We start from the raw sequence: 23035 nt of genomic DNA, 5'->3' as shown, positions 1-23035 counted from the left end.
GAAAATTTGAAGATGAGATGATTTGGAAATGATTGACTTGAACTGGCTACCTTGGATACCCCAGTCCTGGCTTGAGGTGCCGGGGCAGGGGGGTACCCAGGCAGCCTGAGCGCTAGCGAGTCTAAAAGGGGCCTCTGCCTCCCAAGGAAGAGTGAGCACAGCGCCGATGGCTAGAGAGAAGGCTTCGCATATAGAGGCCTTCTCTCTAGCCTTGAGCGCTCATAACCCAGGCTATGCAATTAAAACAGCTTGAGGGCACCAGAAAAAGCAGTAGCTAAGCCAAGTGGAACCTTGTTAATAGAAGTATAAGTATACCCATTCCTCATGATGTGTTCTACACAAGAATAATTTAGAATAATCAACCAAAGCTGGCCAGGTATAATCGGCTTTTTCAGGAGAATAAGTTATGACTTGTGAGCCTGCACCAAAAATAGCCCTTCACTCTTGCTGCTCCTGCTGCTATCAGGCAGCAGGAGCAGCAAAGGCTCTGAAGGCACGATTTCATTAGAATAATTGAAGTTTGATCCATAGCAGCAGCTGTAGGGAAGTTATACTTTTATATTCAGATTGCACTCATGTAGAAACCAGGCACCGCTCCTACGCCATTAATAAAGTTAAAGAGGCTCCTCATACACTGCCCATTTTTCCAGAACAGCAGCAAAATCTTCCGGCAAAACAGAATCGAACTGCATAAACTCTTTTGTAAGAGGATGTTTAAAGCCTAACGACTTGGCATGCAAAGCCTGCCGAGGCATCAGTTTGAAAGCATTGTCAACAAACGCTTTATAGGTGCCGTTGGGCGTACCCTGCAAAATTTTATCGCCTCCATAAGTTGCATCCGAAAAGAGCGGATGACCCAGGTACTTCATATGAGCCCTGATCTGGTGTGTTCGGCCGGTTTCGAGGTTGCACTGCAGCAAAGACACGTACCGGAAGCTTTTGAGGACCTTGTAATGCGTTACGGCATGCTTGCCGTACGCACCATCCGGATACACCGCCATTACTCTTCTGTCTTTGGCGCTCCGGCCCACATGGCCTATAATGGTGCCTTGCAGGGCTTTCGGCACCCCCCACACCAGGGCATAATAGGTACGCTCTATAGTATGGTTAAAAAACTGCCTGGCCAGGTAAGCCATGCTGTAATCTGTTTTGGCAATTACAAGAAGTCCTGAGGTGTCTTTGTCAATCCGGTGCACCAATCCTGGTCTGGCTGCTCCATGCTGCGTGGTGGGCAGGTTCTGAAGGTGGTAGGTAAGCGCATTAACCAACGTGCCGCTCCAGTTGCTATACCCCGGATGCACCACCATGCCCGCCTGCTTGTTTACCAGCAGCAGTTCATCATCCTCATACGGTATGTTCAGGGGAATAGCCTCCGGCAACACCTCCGTATCGCGAGGAGGGTCAGGGAGGGTTATGGTAATGATGTCGAAAGGCTTTACCTTATAACTCACCTTAACAGGCTTCTGGTTAACCTGCACCGACTCTGCCCGGATAGCTTCCTGTAGCTTATTGCGCGTAACGTTCGCCAGGCGGTCCATCAGGAACTTGTCCAGGCGCAATAGTGCCTGGCCCTTATCCACTATTATCCGATGATGCTCATAGAGCTCATCGGAGTCCTCTGCCGACTCCTGCTCTGTATAATCTATCACAAATCAATTACTAAAGGTTACTAAAAACAAAGAAAGCCGAAGTAGAACACATCGGCTTTCTGATAAGTAAAGGAAGAAATTAATTATTTCTTTTTGGCTGGTGTTGTCTTAACAGGTGCTTTTGCAGGTGTAGTAGTGTTAGGATTGGTTGCAGCCGGAGCAGGCTGCTCAGCAGTTGCTTTGCTTGGATCTACACCTAATTTTCTAAGAACAAGCGGAGAGATATCGCCATCCTCAGGACCTGAAAGTAATGCCTGGTTGCTGATAACCCAGGTATAACCATTTTCTTTGGCTACATCTTTGATCGCCTGGTCAATTTTAGTGATAACCGGATCAACTAAAGACTTCTCCTTTTGCTGTAAAGAGGCCTGCGCATTACGCTGAAACTCCTGGATTGAGTTCTGCATGTTCATCAGTTCTCTTTCTTTGTCATCGCGCACTACTTTATCCATAGTGGGTCCACCTTTCTCGAGGGCAGCAAGTTTTGTCTCGTACTCTGAGTATTTCGCTTTCAGCTGGTTTTCCAGTTGGGTGCTGTGCGTTTTCAGCTCAGATTCAATCTGACGGCTTTCGGGCAACTGCAACAGGATATATTCCACATTGGTATACCCAATCTTAATAGGCTGGTTACTTGTCTGCGCAACAGACGTAAAGCCGATTAACAGGAAAGCCACTACTAATGTTTTGATTTTGTTCATCATTGGTTGGTTTAATAATAAATTAATAGATGTTGGTTGTTCTACTTCTTTTTGGGTGCCGCCTTGCTTCTGGCAGGCGGGTTTGTGCTCTCTTCTTGTGTACCGCTGGTCTCCCCTACTTCAGGCAGGTTATCCGGAGAATCTATAGCAGTATTTGTTCTATTGCCTGCCGTATTTTGCTTGTCAGATGCGAGGCCTAGTTCTTCTATCACATACTCTGTATAATCGTGCACCGGGTTGGTATAGATCATAACCAGGTCTCCGGACTTATCAAAAACGACTTGCAAGCCTCTTGCTTTGGCTACTTTCTCTACAGCCGTAAAGACTTCGTCCTGTATCGGGCGGATCAGGTCCTGCCGGCGCTTAAACATCATGCCCTCATAACCGAAAACCTTGCGTTGGTAATCTCTTACCTCTGATTCTTTTTTGGTTAGTTCTGCCTGGCGCTTCTTTTTCATTTCGTCCGTCAGAAGCACTTCCTCGGCCTTGTACTCCTGCTTCAGCTTCTCAACCTCCTGGTGCATGGTTTCAATTTCCTTCTGCCATGCATCCGTATATTTGTCGAGCTCCTGTTGGGCTTTGGTGTAGGCAGGCATCTTGCTCAAAATAAAATCAGAGTCGATATACCCGAACTTCTGAGCCTCTGAAACGAAACAGACAGAAAAACTAACTAAGAGCGCTAACAAATATTTCTTCATACAAATTCCCTCCTGCTACCGAATCTGCTGCCCTATAATAAAGTGGAACATGCCCTTCTTCATATCTGGCCGCCCCGGAATGTCATCCAGTCGCCAGCCATAATCAAATCCCAGCAAGCCGAATTGTGCCATAAAAATACGGGCACCTAAACCAGCTGAACGATACAGTCTAAACGGATTATAGGTATCGATAGAACCAAAGTTGTTACCTGCCTCCAGAAAGGCCAGACCATAAATGGTGGCTGCCGGGTTTGGCGAAATGAGGTAACGGGGCTCAATCACAAACTTGTTATAAGCCACACCACCCGAATTGAGCAACGTAGGATCTGACGTATTCACTACCCGCTGATCATCATAGCCTCTTAACCCTATAAACTCGGTGGCGACAAAGAAATTGCCTCCTGCCATGCCTGATCCACCTAACTTAAATCGCTCGAAAGGCCCTACATTCCTATCAGAACTATAGCTCCCTAAGAAGCCGAAGTGCGCTCTTGTACTCAATACCAAATTTCCTGCCAGATTTATAAAGTAAGATGCGTCGAACATCCATTTATGGTACTCTACAAACTCAGATGTATTAAACTTATTAGACAGCAGCGAGTATGGCGGCGTTGCATTCAGGCTAAGTGACAGGGAAGAACCTCTTCTTGGAAACAAGGGGTTATCCAGGTTCGTTCGTGCCAGCGTGTTATTCAGGGTAAAGCTATGCGAGTCTCCGGTGGAGAAACCCAGGAGTGTCTCAAACGATCTGTAGTTGCCCAGCCTATACCTGCTGTATGAGATGGAGTGGCTCATCTGGAACCACTGGTCAGGCCATGTAAGCCTTCTGCCCAAACCAATAGTTGCTCCATCTACATTTAGTCTGCTATCAAGACCTTCTGAGGTTGGCTGCCTGATGACAGTCTTGAACAAGCTTACTGTAAATGCGTTTGGCTTGCGGCCTCCCAGCCACGGTTCTGTAAAAGATAGCGAGTACGACTGGTAATATTTACCGTTTGCCTGCACGTTAAGTGCCAGACGCTGGCCATCGCCCGCTGGTATAGGCCTCCAGTTAGAGAGGTTCAGCATTTTGCGGCTCGAGAAGTTGTTCAGTGTAAGCCCCACGGTAGCTACGGCACCAATGGCACCACCCCAGCCACCAGACAAACTGATCTGGTCGTTAGCCCGCTCTGTTACGCTGTAATGAATGTCTACTGTTCCGTCTGCTGGGTTAGGTTCCGGCACCAGCCCAATTGTCTCAGGGTCAAAATAACCGAGGTTCGAAAGTCTGTTACGGGTATCGATCAGGTCGGCACGGCTATATTTCTGTCCTGGCAAGGTCAGCACCTCTCGCAGGATCACGTGCTCGCTAGTTTTGTCGTTTCCGGTAATGGTAACTTTGTTGATGGTAGCCTGAGGCCCCTCTGTCACGCGCATTTCCAGGTCAATGGAGTCGCCTTCTACTTTTACCTCCACAGGTTCAATGTTAGAGAACAGGTAGCCATCGTTCTGGTACAACGCAGATACATCCACACCGCCAGTAGGGTTAAAAGAAAGGCGTTTCTCCAGTTCCTGCTTGTTGTATACATCCCCTTTTGTAATGCCCAGCACCCTGGAGAGGTACTCATCATCATATATGTAATTGCCCGTCCAGGAAATATTGCGGTAGTAGTAGCGGGTGCCCTCATCTAATGTCAGAATAATGCCGAGTCGGTCGTCGCCAATTCTATAAACTGAGTCTGACACAATAACAGCATCGCGATAACCTTCGTTGTTATAAAAATCGATCAGCAGCTGCTTGTCGTTTTCGTACTCTGAACGGACAAACTTTGAGGAGGTCAGAAGCTTGTACCAGCGCTTCTCTTTTGTCTTTTTCAACTGGCGCTGCAGCTTCTTCTCCGGGAAGGCCTCGTTGCCTACAAAGGTGATGTCCGCAATCTTTACTTTGTTTCCCTTATCTACATTGATGTTTAGCACAACACTATTCGGAAGCACTGAATCCGGCTTCTGCGTAATGTTAATCTTCACATTCAGGTAGCTCTTCTCCAGATAATAGTTACGGATCGTATTGCGGGTTCTGTTCAGGACTTCATCTGTCACCACTTTTCCACGGGTTAGGGCAATTTTTCCTTCCAGTGCATCGCGTTGTGTTTTGTTGATGCCTGTAAAGTTAAACCGCGAAAGGCGGGGGCGCTCCTTGAGGTTAAAGTTAAGATAAATATTATCTCCTTCTATGCGGGTGACGTATACCTCAATATCGCCCAAAATACCCTGGTCCCAGAGCTTCTGAATGGCCTTGCTTATCTCATCGCCCGGCACCGTAATCTGGTCACCAATTTTGAGGCCGGCAACAGAAATAAGCGCATTAGGGTCCAGGAAGTTTGCGCCACTCACGGTGATCCCTCTCAGCGTATATTGCTTTGGCTGAGCATAATCAACAGGATTAGTCTGCAGGGAATTATTTTGAACTTGGGACGAAGCCGTGCCTGTGAAAAGCAGAAACACAAGCACCCAGATGTACTTTGTCATTAATAAATTATTGCTTAGTTAGTTGTTCACTGGTCTTCCCAAAGCGGCGCTCACGGCGCTGGTAAGACAAAATCGCTTCATACAGATGCTCCTTTCTAAAATCCGGCCATAACAGTTCTGTGATGTACAGCTCGGTGTAAGCCAGTTGCCACAGCAGGAAATTGCTTATCCGCATTTCGCCGCTCGTCCTGATCATGAGCTCCGGTTCTGGCATGCCTGCTGTAGAAAGGTATTTTTCTATAGAAGCTTCCTCTACGTCGTTAGCAGCAAGGCTTCCCCTGGCCACATCTTCTGCCACCCGCCGTACCGCCTGCTTAATATCCCAGCGGCCACTGTAGCTCAATGCCAGCACCAGCGTCATGCGGGTATTGGATTTGGTCAGGTCCATGGCTTCCAGCAACTCTCTCTGGCAGGATTTTGGGAGACTGGCTGTATTGCCAATGGTTTGTAACCTGATGTTATTCTTATTCAGGGTAGCTGTTTCTTTCCGGATAGTAGAGACCAGCAACTGCATCAGCGCCGAAACTTCGACAGCCGGTCTGGACCAGTTTTCTGTAGAAAAGGCGTATAGAGTCAGATAGTCTACTCCGAGCTCTGCGGCACCCTCTACTGTTTCTTTTACAGCAGTTATGGCACTCTGATGCCCGAAGATCCTTAGTCCGCCTCGTTGCTTCGCCCAGCGCCCGTTGCCGTCCATGATAACGGCAATGTGCCTGGGTAAATTGTCCAGATCAACTTGTTCCTTTAGAGTCATTTAATCAAATTTCCTTGCAAGTTACAAAAAGCAAGACAAATTTGTAAAATTTAAACCTGCTAATCTAGCAGGCCCGGCTTGTTCTTGTATACTGGGGGGCAATTAATTCTGTAGAAGGTATAAGATAGGCTTACTCCGTTATAAAAATACCAGTCGTTATCATAGGGGTTTGATATTCTTTTATCCTGGCCCTGAAGATTGTCAATGTTATCGCTCAACAGTTTGCGGGCTCCAAACTCCAGCCCCAGATTCCAGTGCCTGCTCAAGGCATATTTAATTCCTACGCCTACAGGAATCGCCACACCCAGAGTAGTTCTAAACGGATCTTCCTGAGATCTTAAGTCGGGGTTCCCGAAGGTAGTTTTCTGGTTGTAAAGAAAGCCGGCAACTCCTGCAAAGAAGTACGGCGATATTCTGATAGGCTGGTCAAAATCGTAATAATCAAGAAAGTTATACTCCATAACAGCTGACAGCTCCAGTAACGAAAACCTTAGCTCAGCCTGCCTGTAGTGCGCCAGGGGCAGGTTGAAACTCTCATCACTGAAGGTGTTATCGTCTATTATGCGGTGACTTGCCACCAGGCCTCCACGCAGGGTGATGGGGGCAGAAATATCTCTTCTGTAAAAAGCTGTAATAGCAGGCTGATTGCTTAATAACCGGTAAGATGGCGCTATTTCGCCTTTGTAATTCACGCCGCCAATGCCTCCCCCAATCTCGCTGGTGGTGATGTAGCGTTGCGCACGGGCCGTCTCGCTAAAAAAAACACTCCCTACTTGCACCAATAGGCAAATAAGGAGTGTATGCTTGATATTACTTAAAGTCATGTAGTAAATGAACTGAGTTTGGATAACAACGACGGGTTGCTCAAACTATTATCTAAACTTAGGTCTTCGTGGTGCTGTGTTAAGGATATAGTTTAACTGAAAGCTAGTGGTAACATACCAGTCGTCGTCTGTTCTGTTGCCGCGGGTCTGGTTCTGAGGCGTGCCGTAGCCGGAAAGCCTGCTGTAAGGAGTACCACTTGGATCTGGCTGTACCTCAGAACGGAAAGGACCTTCTGCGCTTCTGTCCGAAAAAATGGCTGCTGCACGTGGGTTACCGCTTGTTCCGGCAAGGATATCAGATTTATTTACATATCCTCTGCTGGCATCATCCAAATAGTCTGTGAAAGTTTTTCTCCAGCCCACCTCCAGGCTTAAGTCCCAGAATCTGTTTAGCTTGTACCGCAGCCCCACCCCCATCGGGATAGCGATTTGCACGCGGCTATAGGGGCTGGGAGTGCCTTCCAGGTTAGTATACTGCCCTTCTGTACCCAAGGGCTGCAAGGCATACCATCCTGTATTTATATCATCATTTTGGGAAAGGCCCGGATGTGAACCTCTCTCATAATAGGCTTTTGGGTTATGGTGGAACACCGCCACACCAATGAAGCCATAGGGCACAAAGTCAGGTCGCAGCTGATACCTGCTTCTGTTCTCAAACAAGTCGAAAATGGCAACACCGCTCAGTTCTTTGATATCATTTCTGAAAGAAAGATTACGTCTGAAACGGCCAACGTTTTCTGCCTCATTCCCTAAGTTGCTGTTCACATCATCTCCGGAAACTCTGCCCCAGGTAAACGCACCCCTCAAAGAAATCCTTGGCTTTACACGCCGTGTGAAGTTAACACCCACAGAAGGTCTGGTGGCATTCGTGCTGAAGCTTGAAAAATTCACTTTTGGCACTACATCCCCAAAGTAGTTCATTGCACCAACTGTAACGCCCACAGAATTATACCGCTGACGCGCAGTAAAGCGGCGCTGAGCATCTGCATCTGTTACATCTGCAAGCACAATAGTTAATATAAACAGCGTAAGGGTATAAATTTTCTTCATGGCACTCGTTTAGTATTGTGGCAGCAACTCTTCCAAATTATTATGATGACTGGCAAATATATAGCTAAACAATTACAAATGAAATAATATATAAATATTTCATCTCTAATTATCCCAAAAGAACATTGCGTTTATCATAGCCCCAGTTTAATTTATTACGCAAAGTCGATAAAAAATTTACGTGATGCAACTTTACCAGCCGGGCGGTAAACCGCTCTCTTCTTACGGCTAATTGCACTGTCATGTCCACAGCTACGGAGCGGGAATCTAACGAAGCCAGGTAACTGCTGCTGCGCCCCTCCACTTCAAATGAAATCACACTCTTATCCGAAACGATCATCGGGCGCACGTTTAAATTATGCGGGCATACCGGCGAGATCACGAAATTGTTTGTCTGTGGCAGCACCAGAGGGCCGCCGCAACTTAAGGAGTAACCCGTAGAACCAGTAGGCGTAGCCACCACCAAACCATCGGCCCAGTAAGAATTCAGGTACTCCCCATCGATGTAGGTATGCACTACAATCATGGAGGAGGTATCCTGTTTCAGTACACTGAACTCATTTAGTCCAAAGTTAATCCCGTCAAAAACATCCAGATCAGAATCGACCCGAATCAGGGCGCGGTCGTCCAGGGTATAGCGGCCTTTGTATAGCGCATCAAGCGCAGCTGTAATGCTGTCGTGCGGAATGGTGGCCAGAAAACCCAGGCGCCCCGTATTAATGCCCATTATTGGAATTTGCCGGGCACCCACATAGGTTACAGAATCAAGCAGGGTGCCATCTCCGCCAATACTGAAGACCACATCCACTCCTTCCAGCTGATCGCCCCTGTTAAACGACTGCACATATTCCGGAATGTTTATCGTATTGCTCAGGAATTGCTTAAAATGATCGACCACATACAAATCTGCTTTTCTGCGAATCAGTTCATCAAACAACACCTGTATAAAAGGAGCCGTTTCATCAGAAAATGGTTTGCCAAGTATAGCTATTCTCATAAATCAGGAATTAAATGCTGGAATCGGGATGTCAGGCTCCGGATGTAAAAGCTGTTACTACAATGGCCTTTTTCATAGGCGCTGACAACCCAGGCTAAAAATAGTTAATCCTGGTTAAAACGGAAACCCGGTGGTGAAGTATATCCCTTTATTTCCTTCGCGGTTCACCGTGCACTCCATGCGGAGCACCATGTCGTAGAACGTAACCACATGCAGGCCAAGCCCCCCACCAACAAGCAACCTGTTGGTAAACGGATTGCTTTCATGATAAATATTGTCGCTCACCATACCTGCATCGGCAAAGGCATTTAAATAAATTGCCAGCGGAACACGGTTAAATTTAGCACTTTTTAGCTGCTTTATCCTGAAACCGCTAATATTTACCAATTCTCTTGAAAAGCCCTGCTTAAGGAGGCCATAGTGCTGCCCCCCCACCACAAACAGTTCGTAGCCCCGCACCAGCGACCGGAAACCTAAAGCCACATTATCGGCAAAGGCATATTGCTCTGATAACCGCACCTGCCCTTCTGCAGCGGCTGCGTAATAGAACTTGTCTGACAGCTGGAAATACTCAGCAAACTTTGCCCTGAAGGTAGTAACCGGGGCTCCTGCGTTATGGAAAAACAAAACCTGTGAAGCCGAGGCATCGAAGTAGCGGCCTGCCAGGGGGTAAGAAAAATTGTTGCGGAGATTCACCACCTTCGACAGCTCGAACCGGGCATATCGCCTTTCGCGGAACTGGTTCCGGAAATAGTCGGGGTTCATGCGCAGGGCAGAGTCTGAGATAGCCTCCTGGTGAAGCGAAAACCGGAATGTTTCCTGCCGCTGCACACTCTGCCGGTGCACCAGCCCCACCGAGAAGGCGGTGCGCTGAATGGGGTAAACGTTATCCTGCACCAGAAAGCGCTGCCGGTTATAACTATTGGTGTAGTTTATGGTGCGGCTGCGATAATGCGCCAGGCCAAGGTCGAGGCCAAGTTTCAGGCGGTGACTAACATAGGGGACCCGGTAGGTAAGTTCCAGCCTGCGGTTAAACCCATGCTGCACCTTTAGCCGTACATCCTCATTTCTACCACGAAAATTGCGCCTGGTAAGCGTAATCCCATAGTCCAGCCGGTTCAGGTCCTTTTTCTCGAGCCAGGCATTAAAGTTCCGGTCGGCAAAGTCGAAGATGAGCACCGGGTAAAGGTACCAGCGCTCCTGCATAAAAAACACGACAGACAGGTGCCCGCCCTCGCAATCGTAACGGAAGCCTACTTCGTGGAACAGGCGCAGGTTCAGAAGCCTTTTCCGGTTCTCTTCCAGCCTTTCCTCCACCTGGTCGGTGGCAATGGTGTCGCCGGTGGCAAAATCGAGCTCCAAGAGCAATATATTCTCCCGGGTGGTTTCATTACCCTCAAAATCAACATCCGAAACTACAGAGAAATTATTATAGCAGGTTCGTGCCTGCCCCCCAAGGCTCCCCAACAGCCCCACCAAGAGCAACAACACAAAACGCAGCCGGAACTGGGGCATAAGGTATTAGATATCCAGGTACTTGAGCAACATATCCAGTCGGTCTCTGCCCACATCGTACTTAGACCCGTCCTGAAACTGGGCTGTTATGCGGTACTCAAATCGCTCGAGCGTGGCGATAATCCGGGAAAGGTCCGTCGTGTTCAGCTTAAGGGTAAGCTTGATGTTGTAGGGGTCCAGTTCGTCGGGCGAAACATAGGCGCTCAGTATTTTGGCGCTCTCTTCTTCGATCAGGCGGCTGATCTGGCTCAGGGAGTAGTCGCGTTCGGGCATAGAGAGCACCAATATACTACCCTGCCCCTGCAGCGCCGACATCTGCCCAAATGCCGCCAGCGTATCGTTAATGGTGATAATGCCCATAAACTCCTGCACCTCGTCCAGCACGGGCACTACCTGTATTTTATTTTTTATGGCCACCTCCATCACATCATAAAAGTGTTGAAAGTGCATCACATGCACGTCCTGAAACTCCAGCTTCACCTGTTCCAGGGTCAGGTTGCGGTCGTTTAGTTCAATAAGGCTTACCTCGGTGGCGAGCCCAATGTATTTCCGATTTCGGGCAACGGCGAGCTCGTTTACACGAAATTCCTCCATCCAACGCAAGGCCTTGTCTACGGTATCGTAAACCTTGAGCGGTGGAATCATTTGGTTTATGAGCTCTTCTGCAATCATGTGACGGTTTCTGCTGTTTTGGTTCTACTTAAGAATCTCTTTAAGATACTGTTAAACTTCTCCGGATGTTCCATCATAGGGGCGTGTCCGCACTTATCTATAAAATAAAGCTCCGAATTCTTTATCAGCCGGGCAAACTCATGTGCCACGTGGGGCGGTGTAATGGTATCGTTCAGCCCCCATATGAGTAGTGTAGGCACCGTAATCTGGGTAATATCCTTTGCCATGTTATGCCGCTGCGCCGACTTGGCAATAGAAATAATGCGCAGGCATTTAGAGTTGCTGTTCGTGATGTCGAACACCTCGTCTACCAACTCCTTTGTAGCTGTTTCGGGCCTGTAAAAGGTATGCTCTGTGCGTTCTTTTACGTAGTTGTAGTTTCCCCGCTTCGGAAAGGAGCCACCCATAGAGTCCTCAAAAAGCCCGGAGCTGCCTGTCAGCACCAGCCGCTTCACGTTGTTCGGGTTTTTAAGCGTAAAGACGAGGCCTACATGCCCGCCGAGCGAGTTGCCAAGCAGCGACAGGTTGCTTAACTTCTTAAAGTTAACAAAATCTTCAACAAAACCAACCAGACCCGACACGCCTGCTTTATGGAGTGGCATTTCGTAGATAGGCATGAGCGGAATAATGACGCGGTATTCTTTAGAAAAAAAATCGACTACCCCCTGCCAATTGCTCAGGGCGCCAAAAAGCCCGTGCAGCAGCAATAATACTTCGCCTTCTCCCTCGTCTATAAATTTAAAGTCGCCTTCTTGTCTGACCTGTAGATTCATTGGTTTCAATAATAGTTAATACGGTAATGGAAACAGGATATCCTGTATGTTACGTTTACGCAATATTAGCAATTGTAAGCCAATTATGAAGCATACGTAAACCATAAGTCGTGAGGGCAGCCTCCGGATGGAACTGCAGCGCATACAAAGGGAGGCTCTTATGCCGGAAAGCCATCAGCTCTCCTTCGGCAGTGTGCGCCAGCGGCAAAATAGCGGCCGGGGTGTGCTGCAGCACCAGCGAATGGTAGCGCACGACCTGCATCTTTTCGGGCAGCCCTTTGAAAACAGGGTCGGGGAGGCAGGTAATTTCTGACAGCTTGCCATGCATGGGCCGCAGCCCCTTCTCCAGCCGAGCCCCAAAAAACTCGCCCAGGGCCTGATGCCCCAGGCAAATACCCAGCATCGGCACCTTGTCGTGGTACTCCCGGATAACCTCCATCAGGCTGCCTGCCTGCTCCGGCACGCCTGGCCCCGGCGACAGCACAATGGCTTTTATGGGCAACTGCTTCAGCTCTTCCAGCGGCACATCGTTCCGCACCACATGCGCCTCCACCCCCAGCTGCCCGAAATAGTCGACCAGGTTATAGGTAAAGGAGTCGAAATTATCGAGCAGCAGAAGCATTTTTTTGTTTTGGGAATTTGGAGATGAGAAGATTTGAAGATGAAGGAGTGCCCGGATATACCATGTTCTGACAACTACATGATGGAACGGCAGGAATCGATTCAGAATTATTCTAATCAAAATGGCCCTCCGGCGGCGCTGCTGCTTGCTCTCAAGTAGGATGGTAGAAACGTCCTCCAGATTTTCGCATCTTCAAATTAACTAAAAATGCTCCGTAACAGATTCAAACAGCGCTTTTACAAACGGCACCACGTATCCGATCACATCAAGTGCGTAAGGCGTTGATTTCAGCACATAGGGGTAGATAGTGGAGCCGGCCGCTGTTTCGTTGGTTACGCTGATGCCGGCAATCTCCGACACGTAGAGCAGCAGACTCAGGGCGAAGCACCATTTGAGGGCACCCAGCACGCCTCCCAGAAAATTATCGAAGAAACCAAAGGGAGTAAAGTCCAGCACTTTTTTCAGGAGCAGGCCTATCACCCTAACTCCCAGGATGATTGCCACAAACACCACCAGAAATGTGACATAGGGCAGCAACATGCCGGCATCGCCCACAAACTCTTTCATGACGGGCAGTGCCGTGTCGAGCAGCTTGAGCCCGAGCAGGATGGCCAGCACCAGGGCAAACAGCGACACCAGCTCCAGCAAGAGTCCTTTCCGGAAGCCCAGAAAGGCCCCGTACAACAGTGGCAGCGCCAGAAAAATATCGAATGTACTCAACCTAAATAAAATTTAAGCAGAAGCTACAGCTGCTCCCGCCTGATACTCAACCTAATTTTACTATAAATAATTTCAATGGCAAAGAGGCGCGCCAGCTCCTCCCTGGTGCTTCGCCAAATTAAAACCCAGAAATTCAAATTTAGAAATGATGGCAGATCTGCTTTCTGGCGGCTTCAAAAGCACTCAACTTTTCTAAAAATCAGATTGGAGGAGCACTTAGCCTCCTGCATTAAATTATTCTAATCAAAATGGCCATCCGGAGACTCTGTTGCCCCTCCTCCTCCTATTGAAAAAGGACACAAGACTTGTTTATTGGCCTCTTATACAGAGTCCTCTTTCAGAAAATTTCAGGATGCTCCCGGAGGTATGCTTTGAAGAAAAACGTTACTCATCCACTCAATCACTCATTCAAAATTACTTCAATCAGCCCTTAAAAGTCAGTGTTGTTGAGCAGCGCACTCACGGCATTCGAAATAGCACGGCCATCGGCCACGCCCGCCAGCTCTCTGGAGGCCACTCCCATTACTTTGCCCAGGTCAGAAGGCCCGGTGGCTCCCACCCGCTGAATAATTTCCACGAGGCGCACGCGCAGTTCGCCTTCGTCGAGCTGCTGGGGCAGGTAGCTCTCTATTACGGCCAGTTCGGCCAGTTCTACCTCCTCCAGGTCGGGACGGTTCTGTTTGGCAAACACCTCTGCCGACTCACGCCGCTGTTTGGCAGCCTTTGTGAGCAGCTTCATCTCAGTGTCCGGCGCCAGGCCATCGCCGCCGCCTTTCTCGGTTTCGGCCAGCAAGATCTGCGACTTAATGCTGCGGAGCGCCTGCAGGCGGGTCTTCTCTTTCGCCAACATGGCTTGCTTAATGTCGGCCTCAATTCGTTCTTTTAGCGTCATAGCTTTATATTTTTTTCTTAAACTTTTGATTTGGTGCGGCTTCTGCCGCTACCGGCAGATTGCGCCGGCACCATTTTGTATCATCTTAAACAAATTTCCTTAATTTAGTCACTTCGTTATTAATGTGCTAACCCGGCCTCTATTGCCAGAAGTATTAAAAGATTATGACTAAGCTGAGCGTAAATATAAACAAAATAGCCACGCTTCGTAACGCCCGCGGTGGCGACAGGCCAAATGTTGTGCAGGTAGCCCAAGATTGTGAGCGGTTCGGGGCGCAGGGCATCACGGTGCACCCCCGCCCCGACGAGCGCCACATCCGGTTCCGGGATGTATATGACCTGAAGCAGATCGTAACCACCGAGTTTAACATAGAAGGCAACCCTACGCCGGAGTTTCTGAAGCTGGTAAAAGACGTGAAGCCCGACCAGGCCACCCTGGTACCCGATGCCCCCGATGCCATCACCTCCAACGCCGGGTGGGACACTATCCGGCACAAAGACTTCCTGACCGACGTGATTCTGGAGCTGCAGGAACAGGGCATCCGCACCTCCATTTTTGTAGACCCCGACGAGGGCATGGTAGAAGGCGCCGCCCTGGTAAACACCAACCGCATAGAACTCTACACCGAGGCCTACGCCAGCGGCTACCACCAAAACCGGCAGGCGGCGCTTGCCCCCTACGCCAAAGCCGCCCTTAGAGCCCAGGAGCTGGGCCTGGGCCTGAATGCCGGCCACGACCTGGACCTCGACAACCTCAAATACCTGAAAGACAACCTGGCGGGGCTGGAAGAGGTTAGCATCGGTCATGCCCTGATCTGCGATGCGCTGTATTTGGGCCTGGAAAACACTATACAGCTGTATCTGCGCCAGTTAAAGTAGGCTATGGAGCAGGAGCAGCGGCGCCTCCGGAGGGGTTTTTTGATTAGAATAATTTGCTTGTTGCTTTAGACAGTCATACAACCCTTCGGAATTTTGTTCACCTCTTCTGCAAGCGACAAATAGGGATGTTTCGTGTGTCGTGCTTTGTGTGTCGTTATTCTCAAGGTGATGCCATTTCTGATGCTGATAAGGCAAGGCACCGACTATAATGCAGTTGATTTAAGATAGGCGGCAAGAATACAATTTCTTATAACCAGCTATCAGCAATGCCATGTTTCTCCGGCAAGGCTTTAGCCCCGGCGTGTCTGGTCGCCCAAGGCTGTTTAGCTTTTGTATATTGAATATCGATTTTCTTGCATGAATGCAAATTTTTGCGCATCTTAAATCAGTATATCAGGAGAGCAGATGAAATACAAATTTTCAACCAATCAGTTCGGGGTAGATAACAAAGGCCTGCATCTGCTGCGCAGCAAACACAAATTTATCTCTTACGCCGACATCGAATCTGTTTCCCTCAAAAGCGGGAAAGTTGTCAAGAACTGGCCGCTGCTCCTGCTTTTTGGATTATGCTGCCTCTTGTTCTCCTTTTATTCCAGCTTCACCTCCTTTGTTTTTCCAGGCTCCGAAAGCGCTCAGCTACATAAGATGGTGCTACCTGCCCTCTCGCTGTTTATCGGGATCGGTGCCACGATCAAGGCCTTGCAGACAAAAGACATTATGGTTGTGAGGCGTAAAAACAAGAAGGTGGTGCTGCTCATGAACCCGTTGGTGGAGGCACATCAGACAGACAGCTTCATTACCTTTATCAGTCAGAGGCTCGGTTACAAAAAAGTTTTCGTCAATCCCGATTTTGATAAGGAGAATAAGGCCACGCCCGTACCTGAAAAAGAGAGAAGAGTGTAACGGAAGCCCATACACCCCGGCGCCACTAGTTTCAGCATTATCACACGGGCTTCCGTATGCTACCTATAGAGCATCAAAACTGTTAACCGACAGATAGAAAAATATGAAATTACACTACAAGGAAATGGGCCACGGCCAGCCGCTGCTCATTTTGCACGGCCTCTTCGGCACATTAGACAACTGGCAAACGCTGGCAAAGCGGCTCTCCGAGCACTACAACGTATTTCTGGTGGACCTGCGCAACCACGGCCGCTCCCCTCATGCCGACGAGCACACTTACGAACTAATGGCCCAGGACGTGCTGGAGCTGATTGATGACCTGAACATACCTACGCCAGCTATTATGGGGCACTCCATGGGCGGCAAAGTGGCTATGAAATTCGCCCTTACCCACCCCACCCGCCTCACCAAACTGATTGTGGTCGATATTGCCCCCAGAGCCTACCCGCCGCACCACGACGAGATAATCGAGGCCCTCAAATCAGTAGACCTGGGCAGCGCCACCACCCGAAGCCACATAGACGAGCAACTGGCCAGGTCCATCAGCAGCCAGGATGTGCGCCTGTTTCTGATGAAGAACATTTACCGCAAAGAAGACGGCACCTTTGGCTGGCGCATGAACCTGGACGGCATAGACGAGAATTACGAGAACATCAGCGCTGCTGTCACATCCGATGTGCCGTTCAAGAAAAGCGCCCTATTTATAAAAGGCGGCCGCAGCCGGTACATCAGCCAGGAAGACCAGTACACCTGCATCCAGCACCTTTTCACGCAGGTCGAGATAGAGACCGTGCCGGGCGCAGGCCATTGGGTACACGCCGAAGCCCCCGACCAGGTGTACGAACTGGTGCACAATTTTCTGGAGCATTAAAACCTGGCCCGGTTAAACCTGAAAGATCAAAGGGATAAAATGGGTCTGCAGCCGGTGGCTTTGCGCTGCACGAAGCGCAAATTATTCTAATGAAAATGGCCTTCCAGGCCCCTTTTGAACAGGAAAGGCGATGGCTAATGTCCGGCCATTGGCTGCTGCTTACTGCCTTGTGCTCAAAACCACATAGCTGCCACAGCCCGTGCAAGTGCTGTGGCAGCTATATTTTAACACCAACAGCACGCCGCATAAACAATTCCTCTTTCTACCTTTACCGCTACTGTATAAAGCAGTGAGAATAAATTCAAAATTGCATGCGATTTATAAACAGTTTACAATGCTCCGACAGCTGTTATGAAAGCATATTGGTCATAATCCCTAATTTTGAATTTCTAATTTGACGAAGTCCCTATGGCACAACCAGGCATCTTATATCTGATACCCACCATTCTGGCCGAAGGCACCGCCGACCAGGTTATCCCTCCACAGGTAAAGGAAACGGTACAAAAGCTCACGTATTTTATTGTGGAGAACCTGCGCACGGCCCGGCGATATGTCAAGAGCATTTGCCCGGAGCTGGTGATAGAGCAGCTGCATTTTGTGCAGGTTGATAAAGACGCCTCCCTTGCCGAGGTGCAGCAATCGCTGGAGCGGGTGCTGAAGGGGCAGGATGCCGGCATTATTTCCGAGGCGGGTTGTCCGGGCGTGGCCGACCCCGGAGCGGAGGTAGTAAAATACGCGCATCAGAAAAATATAAGAGTGGTGCCCTTTGCCGGCCCGTCGGCCATCCTGCTGAGCCTGATGGGCAGCGGCTTTAACGGGCAGCGCTTCGCGTTTCATGGGTATCTGCCCATAGAGCGCGGCCCACGCCTGCAGACGCTCCGCCAACTCGAAAAAGAGATGCAGCAGCGCGACCAGACACAGATCTTTATGGAAACGCCCTACCGCAACAACAAGCTGCTCGAGGACCTGGTGCAAACGCTCCACCCCACCACCCGCCTCTGCATTGCCGCCAACATTACCTCACCAGAGCACGAACTCATCCAGACCAAACCCATTGCCGATTGGAAGAAGGAGCTGCCCGATATACACAAGCAACCGGCTGTTTTTCTGATTTATAAGTAGGATTACTGCTTATGGTACTGCGGCCAAATTACCTGGCATTGGCAAATTGCTGCAAAACGCAACCTCTACTTTTTTACATTAACTTCTATAACAGCAGATAAAAAATTCATATACTAACAACTGAAACTCGTTCTGCTCTGCAGCTTTGCTTTTATGGGATTACACAAATTCAGAAATATACTGAGTGCATTCAACTTAGTATTGTCGGAGGAGCTGTACTATCCGCAGCAGCCGGAGCAGAAGGTTACTCCGGAGGGTCTTTTTGATTAGAATAATCCGGAAATCCAGATTCATTCTTCAGCACCAATTCACACAAAAAATCTTACTTGTTTGTATTTAGTGGAGCAGAAAGGTTTTTGTCGGAATAGCAGCGGCAAAGAGAATGATCGCTGGAAGGGTTTTGATGAATATTATTGCCCGCAACACGAAAAACATTGGTTTCTTAAATACTAACTGAACATATCCGATGGCCAGACTTTTACGCTTACTTTACCTTTTACCTCTCTTCCTGTATTCCTCAACGGCCATAGCCCAGTGGGTTGAGCAGCTTTCACCCACCTCCAATGCCTTGCAATCGGTGCAGATGATTGATGAGCAGGTATTCTTTTTAGGAGGTTCAGATGGCATTTACCAGACAACCAACGGCGGACTGAACTGGCAGCGGTTTAAGCTACAGAAAAACACCCAGGATTCTGTTTACATCGAAACGATGGGTTATAAAACCATTCATTTCCTGGATGCTAACATAGGGTTTGCAGCTGGCTGGACTCTTTTTGGTCATAACATTATCCTAAAGACAATAGATAGAGGCGTAAACTGGAGGGTTGTGTACCTGAGCGCCCCCACTGGCAACATCTTTAACCTTGGGTTCAGAACTATCACTTTTGTAAACAAGCAGGTAGGCTACGTAGCAGGCGCCAGAGGAAACGTTTTTAAAACTACTGATGGTGGCGAAAACTGGCATTCTGTTTCGGTGCCAATGCCTGATAACGAAATAGCAGGCAGTGTCTTCAACAGTATTTTCTTTACAAGCGCCACAAGCGGCTATGTGGCAGGCTCGGGCTTATATAAAACAAGCAACGGGGGGCTTAGCTGGCAAAAAATCGTCGCTACCGGCAGTACGCCTCTAGCTGAAATACATGACCTTTACTTTTTTGATGAATTAAACGGATTTGCAGCTGCAAACGTAAGCGGTGATGGTAATTATATCTTTAAGACAACGAATGGCGGCCAGAGCTGGAAGCAGGTTATGCAGCCGAACCTGCCAGGGTGGGCTAACAAAACAAACGGCCAAATAAATGATATCCACTTCCTGAACAGGCAGGAGGGCATGGCTGTAGGCAACTACCTTACCTGGAAAACAACCGATGGCGGCGAAACCTGGGAAAGCCTGCAGCAGCCCGTAAATGCCGATCTAAGAGCCGCCTACTTTTTAAATGCGACCAACGGTATAGCCGTAGACAACAATGGCAAAATCTATACAACCTCCAATCTGGGCGGAGCAGTAAAGCCGCTGGCTGGCTTTGACCTGCCTGCCACCTCCTCCTACTGCCCTGACACCTCGTTTACCTTTATAAACAAAGGCCCCAGCCATTATACTTACAAATGGTACCTGAACAATGAATTGCTCGCCACCTCCTACCATCTTACCACCACCTTCGAAGAGGACACTCTCTACGACATAAAGTTGATAGCAGAGCATAAGGGACAAACCAGTTCCGTCACCCAAAGCATCCGCACCGCAAAAACACCAGCTTTACGCCCGATCATAATTACCGCCTCCAATACATTTTTCTGCGATCAGAATACAAACCTTATTATTTCTGTAAGTGACCCGGACCCCTGGCCAACTAAATACCAGCTTTGGAGCAATGGGCAATTGATTGAAACAGCTTCTCAGAGTAGCGGGTACAATCTCCGCTTTAAGGGCTTTATTCCGAAAAAATCGGCGACTTATACTGTAACGGCAATTAGAGCAGACGCATGTGGCACGATAGAAGCTACCCCTGCATCTGTTTCTATTGAGGTTGCTCCTACGCCCAAACTTGATAATAAAGTGGAGGCTTTAAGAGAATTCTACTGTGCACATGACCTGGGCCTGGACCCTCTCATCCGGATTTCTGACAGCGACCCTGATTTTTATTACTCAACCAGCGAAGCTCATGGTATGTACCTCGGCAATGGCGGCGATTTAACTATTCCGGCATACAGCCAAAAACAGCTTGAAGTAGAAGGCGGCTACTATAAAGAGTTTACGGTTACTGTCAGACATAAAAACTGCCCTGGCGGCCTTCCCAAATACACCCTTCAGAACAAAGCCATCTACCGGTTCAGCTACCTGACATTGGCCTATGAAGTTTCCAAACCTACTGTTTTCCTGAACGAGCCACTCGTTATCTCCAACACCACCATAGCGGCAAGTTATAAATGGTCAGTTGAAGACAATGGAACAAGAACTGTTTATCACACCAAAGCCTTACCCGATGTACGCTTCTCTACAACTGGCGAAAAAACAGTTATGCTTACAGCCACATCGGCAGCCGGCTGTGTTGACAGCACTAAATTTACTGTCCGGGTAGTAAAGCAGGCTACGCTACAGCAGGAGGAAATCTGCGCTGCCAATGAACCTGAAACTATTGTAAGCGAATCAACGTTAAATGGCCGCACCGTATTGAGCAGCCACACAGATACCTTTGGCAACACCTACATTACCGGCTACCGAAATATCAGGGGCGGAAGCAATACTTATTTTTTTCTGGAAAAGTACACTTTATCCGGCAAATTGCTATGGAGCAAAATACACAGCGGCACACTTCGTTCCAGCTACTCCTTTGGCACCGGAATCACCACTGATCAGGAGGGCAATGTGTATTTGTGCGGCAACTACATGAGCAGCAGTTTCAGCTCTCAGATAGACGAAGTCGTTTTACCAAGGACCACTCACTATATCGATTCGCAGGCCGCCTTCATTTTAAAGTTTACAGCGGAAGGAAAAGCCGTCTGGGCAACCGTGGCAAATTCGAGCCATTACAGTTCTGCGCTGGCCTCTTCCATTACTATAGATCAGAACCAGCATATTTATGCTGCTATTCACAGCAATATGAATGTTACCGTAACATACCCCGATGGAACCTCCTTAACCAATCCGTTAAATGAATATGGCGCTTACTACTCCTACCTGCTTAAAGTAGACACAAACGGCACTTCTTTAGGGGCTGTTAAGTTGTCTCACTACCAAGGGCATATCGACGTTCCGTACGGCAACTACTCCATAAATGGGTTGAATAGTGTTAATCAGTCCTTTACCCTTTCGCCTCAGCTGCAAGTTGGATTAGATAACAAAATGTATGTTGAGGGCATGTTCTATTCCCATGCACCCCATAAATACACTGTTGGCAGTTACGTTTTAACTGAAGATGATTTTGAAGGGCAAAAAGGCTACATAGCAATAGTAGACTTAGACCAGATGCGTATAACGAAGGCTTTCGGCACGTATAAAAACTATCTGGCCGATGCTTCAGAGTATCTGGGTTACTGGAATTACAGCGACAGAGGATTCTCCAGACTCAAACGCTCCATTGCAGTCGACGGAAACTCAATCTATCTAAGTGCCAACTGGGATTGGAGACCTTATAATGAGCACGCTAACGATAACTTTCAGAAGGCTCCGATTATGACTATCGGTGATAAGTCTATAAGCAATTCCTGGTATGGAGCCCTGATAACCAAGTATGATCATGAAGGAAATGTGCAGTGGACAAACCTCCTCCATAACTCGCTGGTACCTAATCTTTATTTTAGCCGAGAGCAAAATAGCCTTTTTGCCTATACTCAATTCGAAAATGTTAGTGGTATAAGCTCCATGACGAGCAAGCAGACATACGGTGTTGCCGCTGCAAACACAAAAAGTCAGGGAATTCTGAAGTATACGCCTGAAGGTGAATTGGTGTGGGCATGGCAGCAAGCTGTAAAAGCAGGCAAAACAGAAGCTGAGGTTATGGCTGCTTCCGGATGCGACAGATTAGTGCTTTTTTCCAAAAACCATCTGAGCACCAGTAATGGCTATACATCCCAAATTTTACCTCTGTCCCTTACGGGGAACTGCACTTCGGTTACTCTCACAGTTTCAGACACCTTTACCGCCACCACCAAAGAAGCAGCCCTTGATGTCAGCTTTAAGTTTCCTGAGATACAGAGTAGCTCCCCCTACACTGCCACCTGGGATTTCGGAGACGGCACCACTACTCAAAGCCTGAAGGACGTCGTTAGCCATACATTTTCAGTTGCAGGAACCTATCAGGTGCGTGTTACCATCAGCAACGGGTGCATCCAAAAACAGCTGTGGCAACAGGTTCAGGTACCGTGCCAGCCAGAGGAGTTGGATTCCGCTACCATTACTTACCAAATAACCGGGAACCTGGTGCAGCTTAAGGCGAATGGTGTTCAAGAAAACTACGTTACCCGGTGGACCTTCAGCGATGGCAGCTCCAGCACAGAAAAGGAACCAGCTTTTTCATTTCATACTCCCGGCACAACTACAGCTACCCTGTGGCTGGAAAACAGCTGCAACTCAAAAACAGCCACCGCTGATATTGTACTGACTCTGACAAGTCTGGAAGCAACTTCTGCAAGCGAATTGCTTACCGTTTACCCAAGCCCTGCCGCTACAGAGCTCTTTGTAGCTATTGACAAGGCCTCGCCAGTAACTATTAACGCCATCGAAATCTACGACTCACTTGGCCGAATACTAATTTCGCTCAAAGCAAAAGATATAAGTGAAAAAACTCTACTAAATGTAAGCAGCCTTAGCACAGGCATGTATTATGTAAGAGCAAATCTAAAGGATGGCAACTCTCTGCTAAAAAAGTTTATTATCCAGAAGTAAAGAA

The 23035-nt window shown here is 48.4% G+C and carries 19 protein-coding genes; 5 read left to right on the top strand and 14 right to left on the bottom strand.

The genetic code is table 11. The features are described 5' to 3' along the window. Positions 1 to 614: 614 nt before the first annotated feature. From FJM74_RS20815 to FJM74_RS20750, 14 genes are all read right to left on the bottom strand, one after another. Entirely contained in the window at positions 615 to 1649 is a 1035-nt protein-coding gene (locus tag FJM74_RS20815; protein WP_187264577.1) for an RluA family pseudouridine synthase, read from the bottom strand. A gap of 83 nt (positions 1650 to 1732) precedes the next feature. Continuing rightward, a complete protein-coding gene (locus tag FJM74_RS20810) occupies positions 1733 to 2350 on the bottom strand; it encodes an OmpH family outer membrane protein (protein ID WP_187264576.1) in 618 nt (205 codons plus the stop codon). Positions 2351 to 2388: 38 nt separating this feature from the next. Further along, positions 2389 to 3045 (bottom strand): OmpH family outer membrane protein, encoded by a 657-nt coding sequence (locus FJM74_RS20805; RefSeq protein WP_187264575.1) that lies wholly within the window; start codon positions 3043 to 3045, stop codon positions 2389 to 2391. A 15-nt stretch (positions 3046 to 3060) separates the two neighbouring features. Further along, positions 3061 to 5553 carry an outer membrane protein assembly factor BamA gene (gene bamA / locus FJM74_RS20800; RefSeq protein ID WP_187264574.1) on the bottom strand — a complete coding sequence of 831 codons (2493 nt, stop codon included), beginning with the start codon at positions 5551 to 5553 and terminating at the stop codon, positions 3061 to 3063. Between the two features lie 7 nt (positions 5554 to 5560). After that, positions 5561 to 6307 (bottom strand): isoprenyl transferase, encoded by a 747-nt coding sequence (locus FJM74_RS20795; protein ID WP_187264573.1) that lies wholly within the window; start codon positions 6305 to 6307, stop codon positions 5561 to 5563. A gap of 59 nt (positions 6308 to 6366) precedes the next feature. Next, positions 6367 to 7131, bottom strand: coding sequence for a type IX secretion system protein PorG (porG, locus tag FJM74_RS20790; RefSeq protein WP_187264572.1), 765 nt, complete (start codon positions 7129 to 7131; stop codon positions 6367 to 6369). Between the two features lie 48 nt (positions 7132 to 7179). Continuing rightward, positions 7180 to 8181 (bottom strand): DUF6089 family protein, encoded by a 1002-nt coding sequence (locus tag FJM74_RS20785; RefSeq protein WP_187264571.1) that lies wholly within the window; start codon positions 8179 to 8181, stop codon positions 7180 to 7182. A 109-nt stretch (positions 8182 to 8290) separates the two neighbouring features. Next, on the bottom strand, positions 8291 to 9178 hold the full coding sequence (locus tag FJM74_RS20780; RefSeq protein ID WP_187264570.1) for an NAD kinase: 888 nt from the start codon (positions 9176 to 9178) through the stop codon (positions 8291 to 8293). 114 nt (positions 9179 to 9292) lie between these two features. After that, entirely contained in the window at positions 9293 to 10693 is a 1401-nt protein-coding gene (locus FJM74_RS20775) for a BamA/TamA family outer membrane protein (RefSeq protein WP_187264569.1), read from the bottom strand. A gap of 6 nt (positions 10694 to 10699) precedes the next feature. Further along, complete coding sequence (locus FJM74_RS20770) at positions 10700 to 11365, bottom strand: cbs domain containing protein (protein ID WP_187264568.1); 666 nt, start codon at positions 11363 to 11365, stop codon at positions 10700 to 10702. Continuing rightward, the gene (locus FJM74_RS20765; protein WP_187264567.1) at positions 11362 to 12138 is read right to left on the bottom strand and encodes an alpha/beta fold hydrolase; all 777 of its coding nucleotides are present in this window, start codon (positions 12136 to 12138) and stop codon (positions 11362 to 11364) included. The genes FJM74_RS20770 and FJM74_RS20765 overlap by 4 nt, the downstream gene beginning before the upstream one ends. A gap of 55 nt (positions 12139 to 12193) precedes the next feature. Continuing rightward, positions 12194 to 12760: an anthranilate synthase component II gene (locus FJM74_RS20760; RefSeq protein WP_187264566.1), complete on the bottom strand. Its 567-nt coding sequence runs from the start codon at positions 12758 to 12760 to the stop codon at positions 12194 to 12196. Between the two features lie 201 nt (positions 12761 to 12961). Continuing rightward, positions 12962 to 13480 (bottom strand): CvpA family protein, encoded by a 519-nt coding sequence (locus tag FJM74_RS20755; RefSeq protein WP_187264565.1) that lies wholly within the window; start codon positions 13478 to 13480, stop codon positions 12962 to 12964. A 430-nt stretch (positions 13481 to 13910) separates the two neighbouring features. After that, positions 13911 to 14372: a GatB/YqeY domain-containing protein gene (locus tag FJM74_RS20750; RefSeq protein WP_187264564.1), complete on the bottom strand. Its 462-nt coding sequence runs from the start codon at positions 14370 to 14372 to the stop codon at positions 13911 to 13913. A 164-nt stretch (positions 14373 to 14536) separates the two neighbouring features. On the opposite strand from FJM74_RS20750, the gene FJM74_RS20745 reads away from it, so the two are divergent. From FJM74_RS20745 to FJM74_RS20725, 5 genes are all read left to right on the top strand, one after another. After that, positions 14537 to 15250, top strand: coding sequence for a pyridoxine 5'-phosphate synthase (locus tag FJM74_RS20745; protein ID WP_187264563.1), 714 nt, complete (start codon positions 14537 to 14539; stop codon positions 15248 to 15250). Positions 15251 to 15655: 405 nt separating this feature from the next. Then, complete coding sequence (locus tag FJM74_RS20740) at positions 15656 to 16153, top strand: hypothetical protein (RefSeq protein ID WP_187264562.1); 498 nt, start codon at positions 15656 to 15658, stop codon at positions 16151 to 16153. 103 nt (positions 16154 to 16256) lie between these two features. Next, positions 16257 to 17024 (top strand): alpha/beta fold hydrolase, encoded by a 768-nt coding sequence (locus FJM74_RS20735; RefSeq protein WP_187264561.1) that lies wholly within the window; start codon positions 16257 to 16259, stop codon positions 17022 to 17024. 408 nt (positions 17025 to 17432) lie between these two features. Continuing rightward, complete coding sequence (locus FJM74_RS20730; protein WP_187264560.1) at positions 17433 to 18146, top strand: SAM-dependent methyltransferase; 714 nt, start codon at positions 17433 to 17435, stop codon at positions 18144 to 18146. A gap of 466 nt (positions 18147 to 18612) precedes the next feature. Continuing rightward, complete coding sequence (locus FJM74_RS20725) at positions 18613 to 23031, top strand: PKD domain-containing protein (protein WP_187264559.1); 4419 nt, start codon at positions 18613 to 18615, stop codon at positions 23029 to 23031. The last annotated feature ends 4 nt before the right edge of the window (positions 23032 to 23035 follow it).

It is taken from the genome of Pontibacter beigongshangensis (assembly GCF_014332515.1).
Lineage (GTDB): Bacteria > Bacteroidota > Bacteroidia > Cytophagales > Hymenobacteraceae > Pontibacter > Pontibacter beigongshangensis.
Note: the sequence above shows the minus strand (reverse complement) of the source record. Positions and strands in the feature narration are given on the sequence as shown.

Excerpts from the sequence above, each read along its gene's own strand:
- FJM74_RS20810 (WP_187264576.1), bottom strand. The coding sequence starts at position 2,350 with ATGATGAACAAAATCAAAACATTAGTAGTGGCTTTCCTGTTAATCGGC.
- FJM74_RS20775 (WP_187264569.1), bottom strand. The coding sequence starts at position 10,693 with ATGCCCCAGTTCCGGCTGCGTTTTGTGTTGTTGCTCTTGGTGGGGCTG.
- FJM74_RS20725 (WP_187264559.1), top strand. The coding sequence starts at position 18,613 with ATGGCCAGACTTTTACGCTTACTTTACCTTTTACCTCTCTTCCTGTAT.
- FJM74_RS20765 (WP_187264567.1), bottom strand. The coding sequence starts at position 12,138 with ATGAATCTACAGGTCAGACAAGAAGGCGACTTTAAATTTATAGACGAG.
- FJM74_RS20795 (WP_187264573.1), bottom strand. The coding sequence starts at position 6,307 with ATGACTCTAAAGGAACAAGTTGATCTGGACAATTTACCCAGGCACATT.
- FJM74_RS20750 (WP_187264564.1), bottom strand. The coding sequence starts at position 14,372 with ATGACGCTAAAAGAACGAATTGAGGCCGACATTAAGCAAGCCATGTTG.
- FJM74_RS20805 (WP_187264575.1), bottom strand. The coding sequence starts at position 3,045 with ATGAAGAAATATTTGTTAGCGCTCTTAGTTAGTTTTTCTGTCTGTTTC.
- FJM74_RS20785 (WP_187264571.1), bottom strand. The coding sequence starts at position 8,181 with ATGAAGAAAATTTATACCCTTACGCTGTTTATATTAACTATTGTGCTT.
- FJM74_RS20730 (WP_187264560.1), top strand. The coding sequence starts at position 17,433 with ATGGCACAACCAGGCATCTTATATCTGATACCCACCATTCTGGCCGAA.
- FJM74_RS20740 (WP_187264562.1), top strand. The coding sequence starts at position 15,656 with ATGAAATACAAATTTTCAACCAATCAGTTCGGGGTAGATAACAAAGGC.
- FJM74_RS20760 (WP_187264566.1), bottom strand. The coding sequence starts at position 12,760 with ATGCTTCTGCTGCTCGATAATTTCGACTCCTTTACCTATAACCTGGTC.
- FJM74_RS20735 (WP_187264561.1), top strand. The coding sequence starts at position 16,257 with ATGAAATTACACTACAAGGAAATGGGCCACGGCCAGCCGCTGCTCATT.
- porG (WP_187264572.1), bottom strand. The coding sequence starts at position 7,131 with ATGACTTTAAGTAATATCAAGCATACACTCCTTATTTGCCTATTGGTG.
- FJM74_RS20780 (WP_187264570.1), bottom strand. The coding sequence starts at position 9,178 with ATGAGAATAGCTATACTTGGCAAACCATTTTCTGATGAAACGGCTCCT.
- FJM74_RS20770 (WP_187264568.1), bottom strand. The coding sequence starts at position 11,365 with ATGATTGCAGAAGAGCTCATAAACCAAATGATTCCACCGCTCAAGGTT.
- FJM74_RS20745 (WP_187264563.1), top strand. The coding sequence starts at position 14,537 with ATGACTAAGCTGAGCGTAAATATAAACAAAATAGCCACGCTTCGTAAC.
- bamA (WP_187264574.1), bottom strand. The coding sequence starts at position 5,553 with ATGACAAAGTACATCTGGGTGCTTGTGTTTCTGCTTTTCACAGGCACG.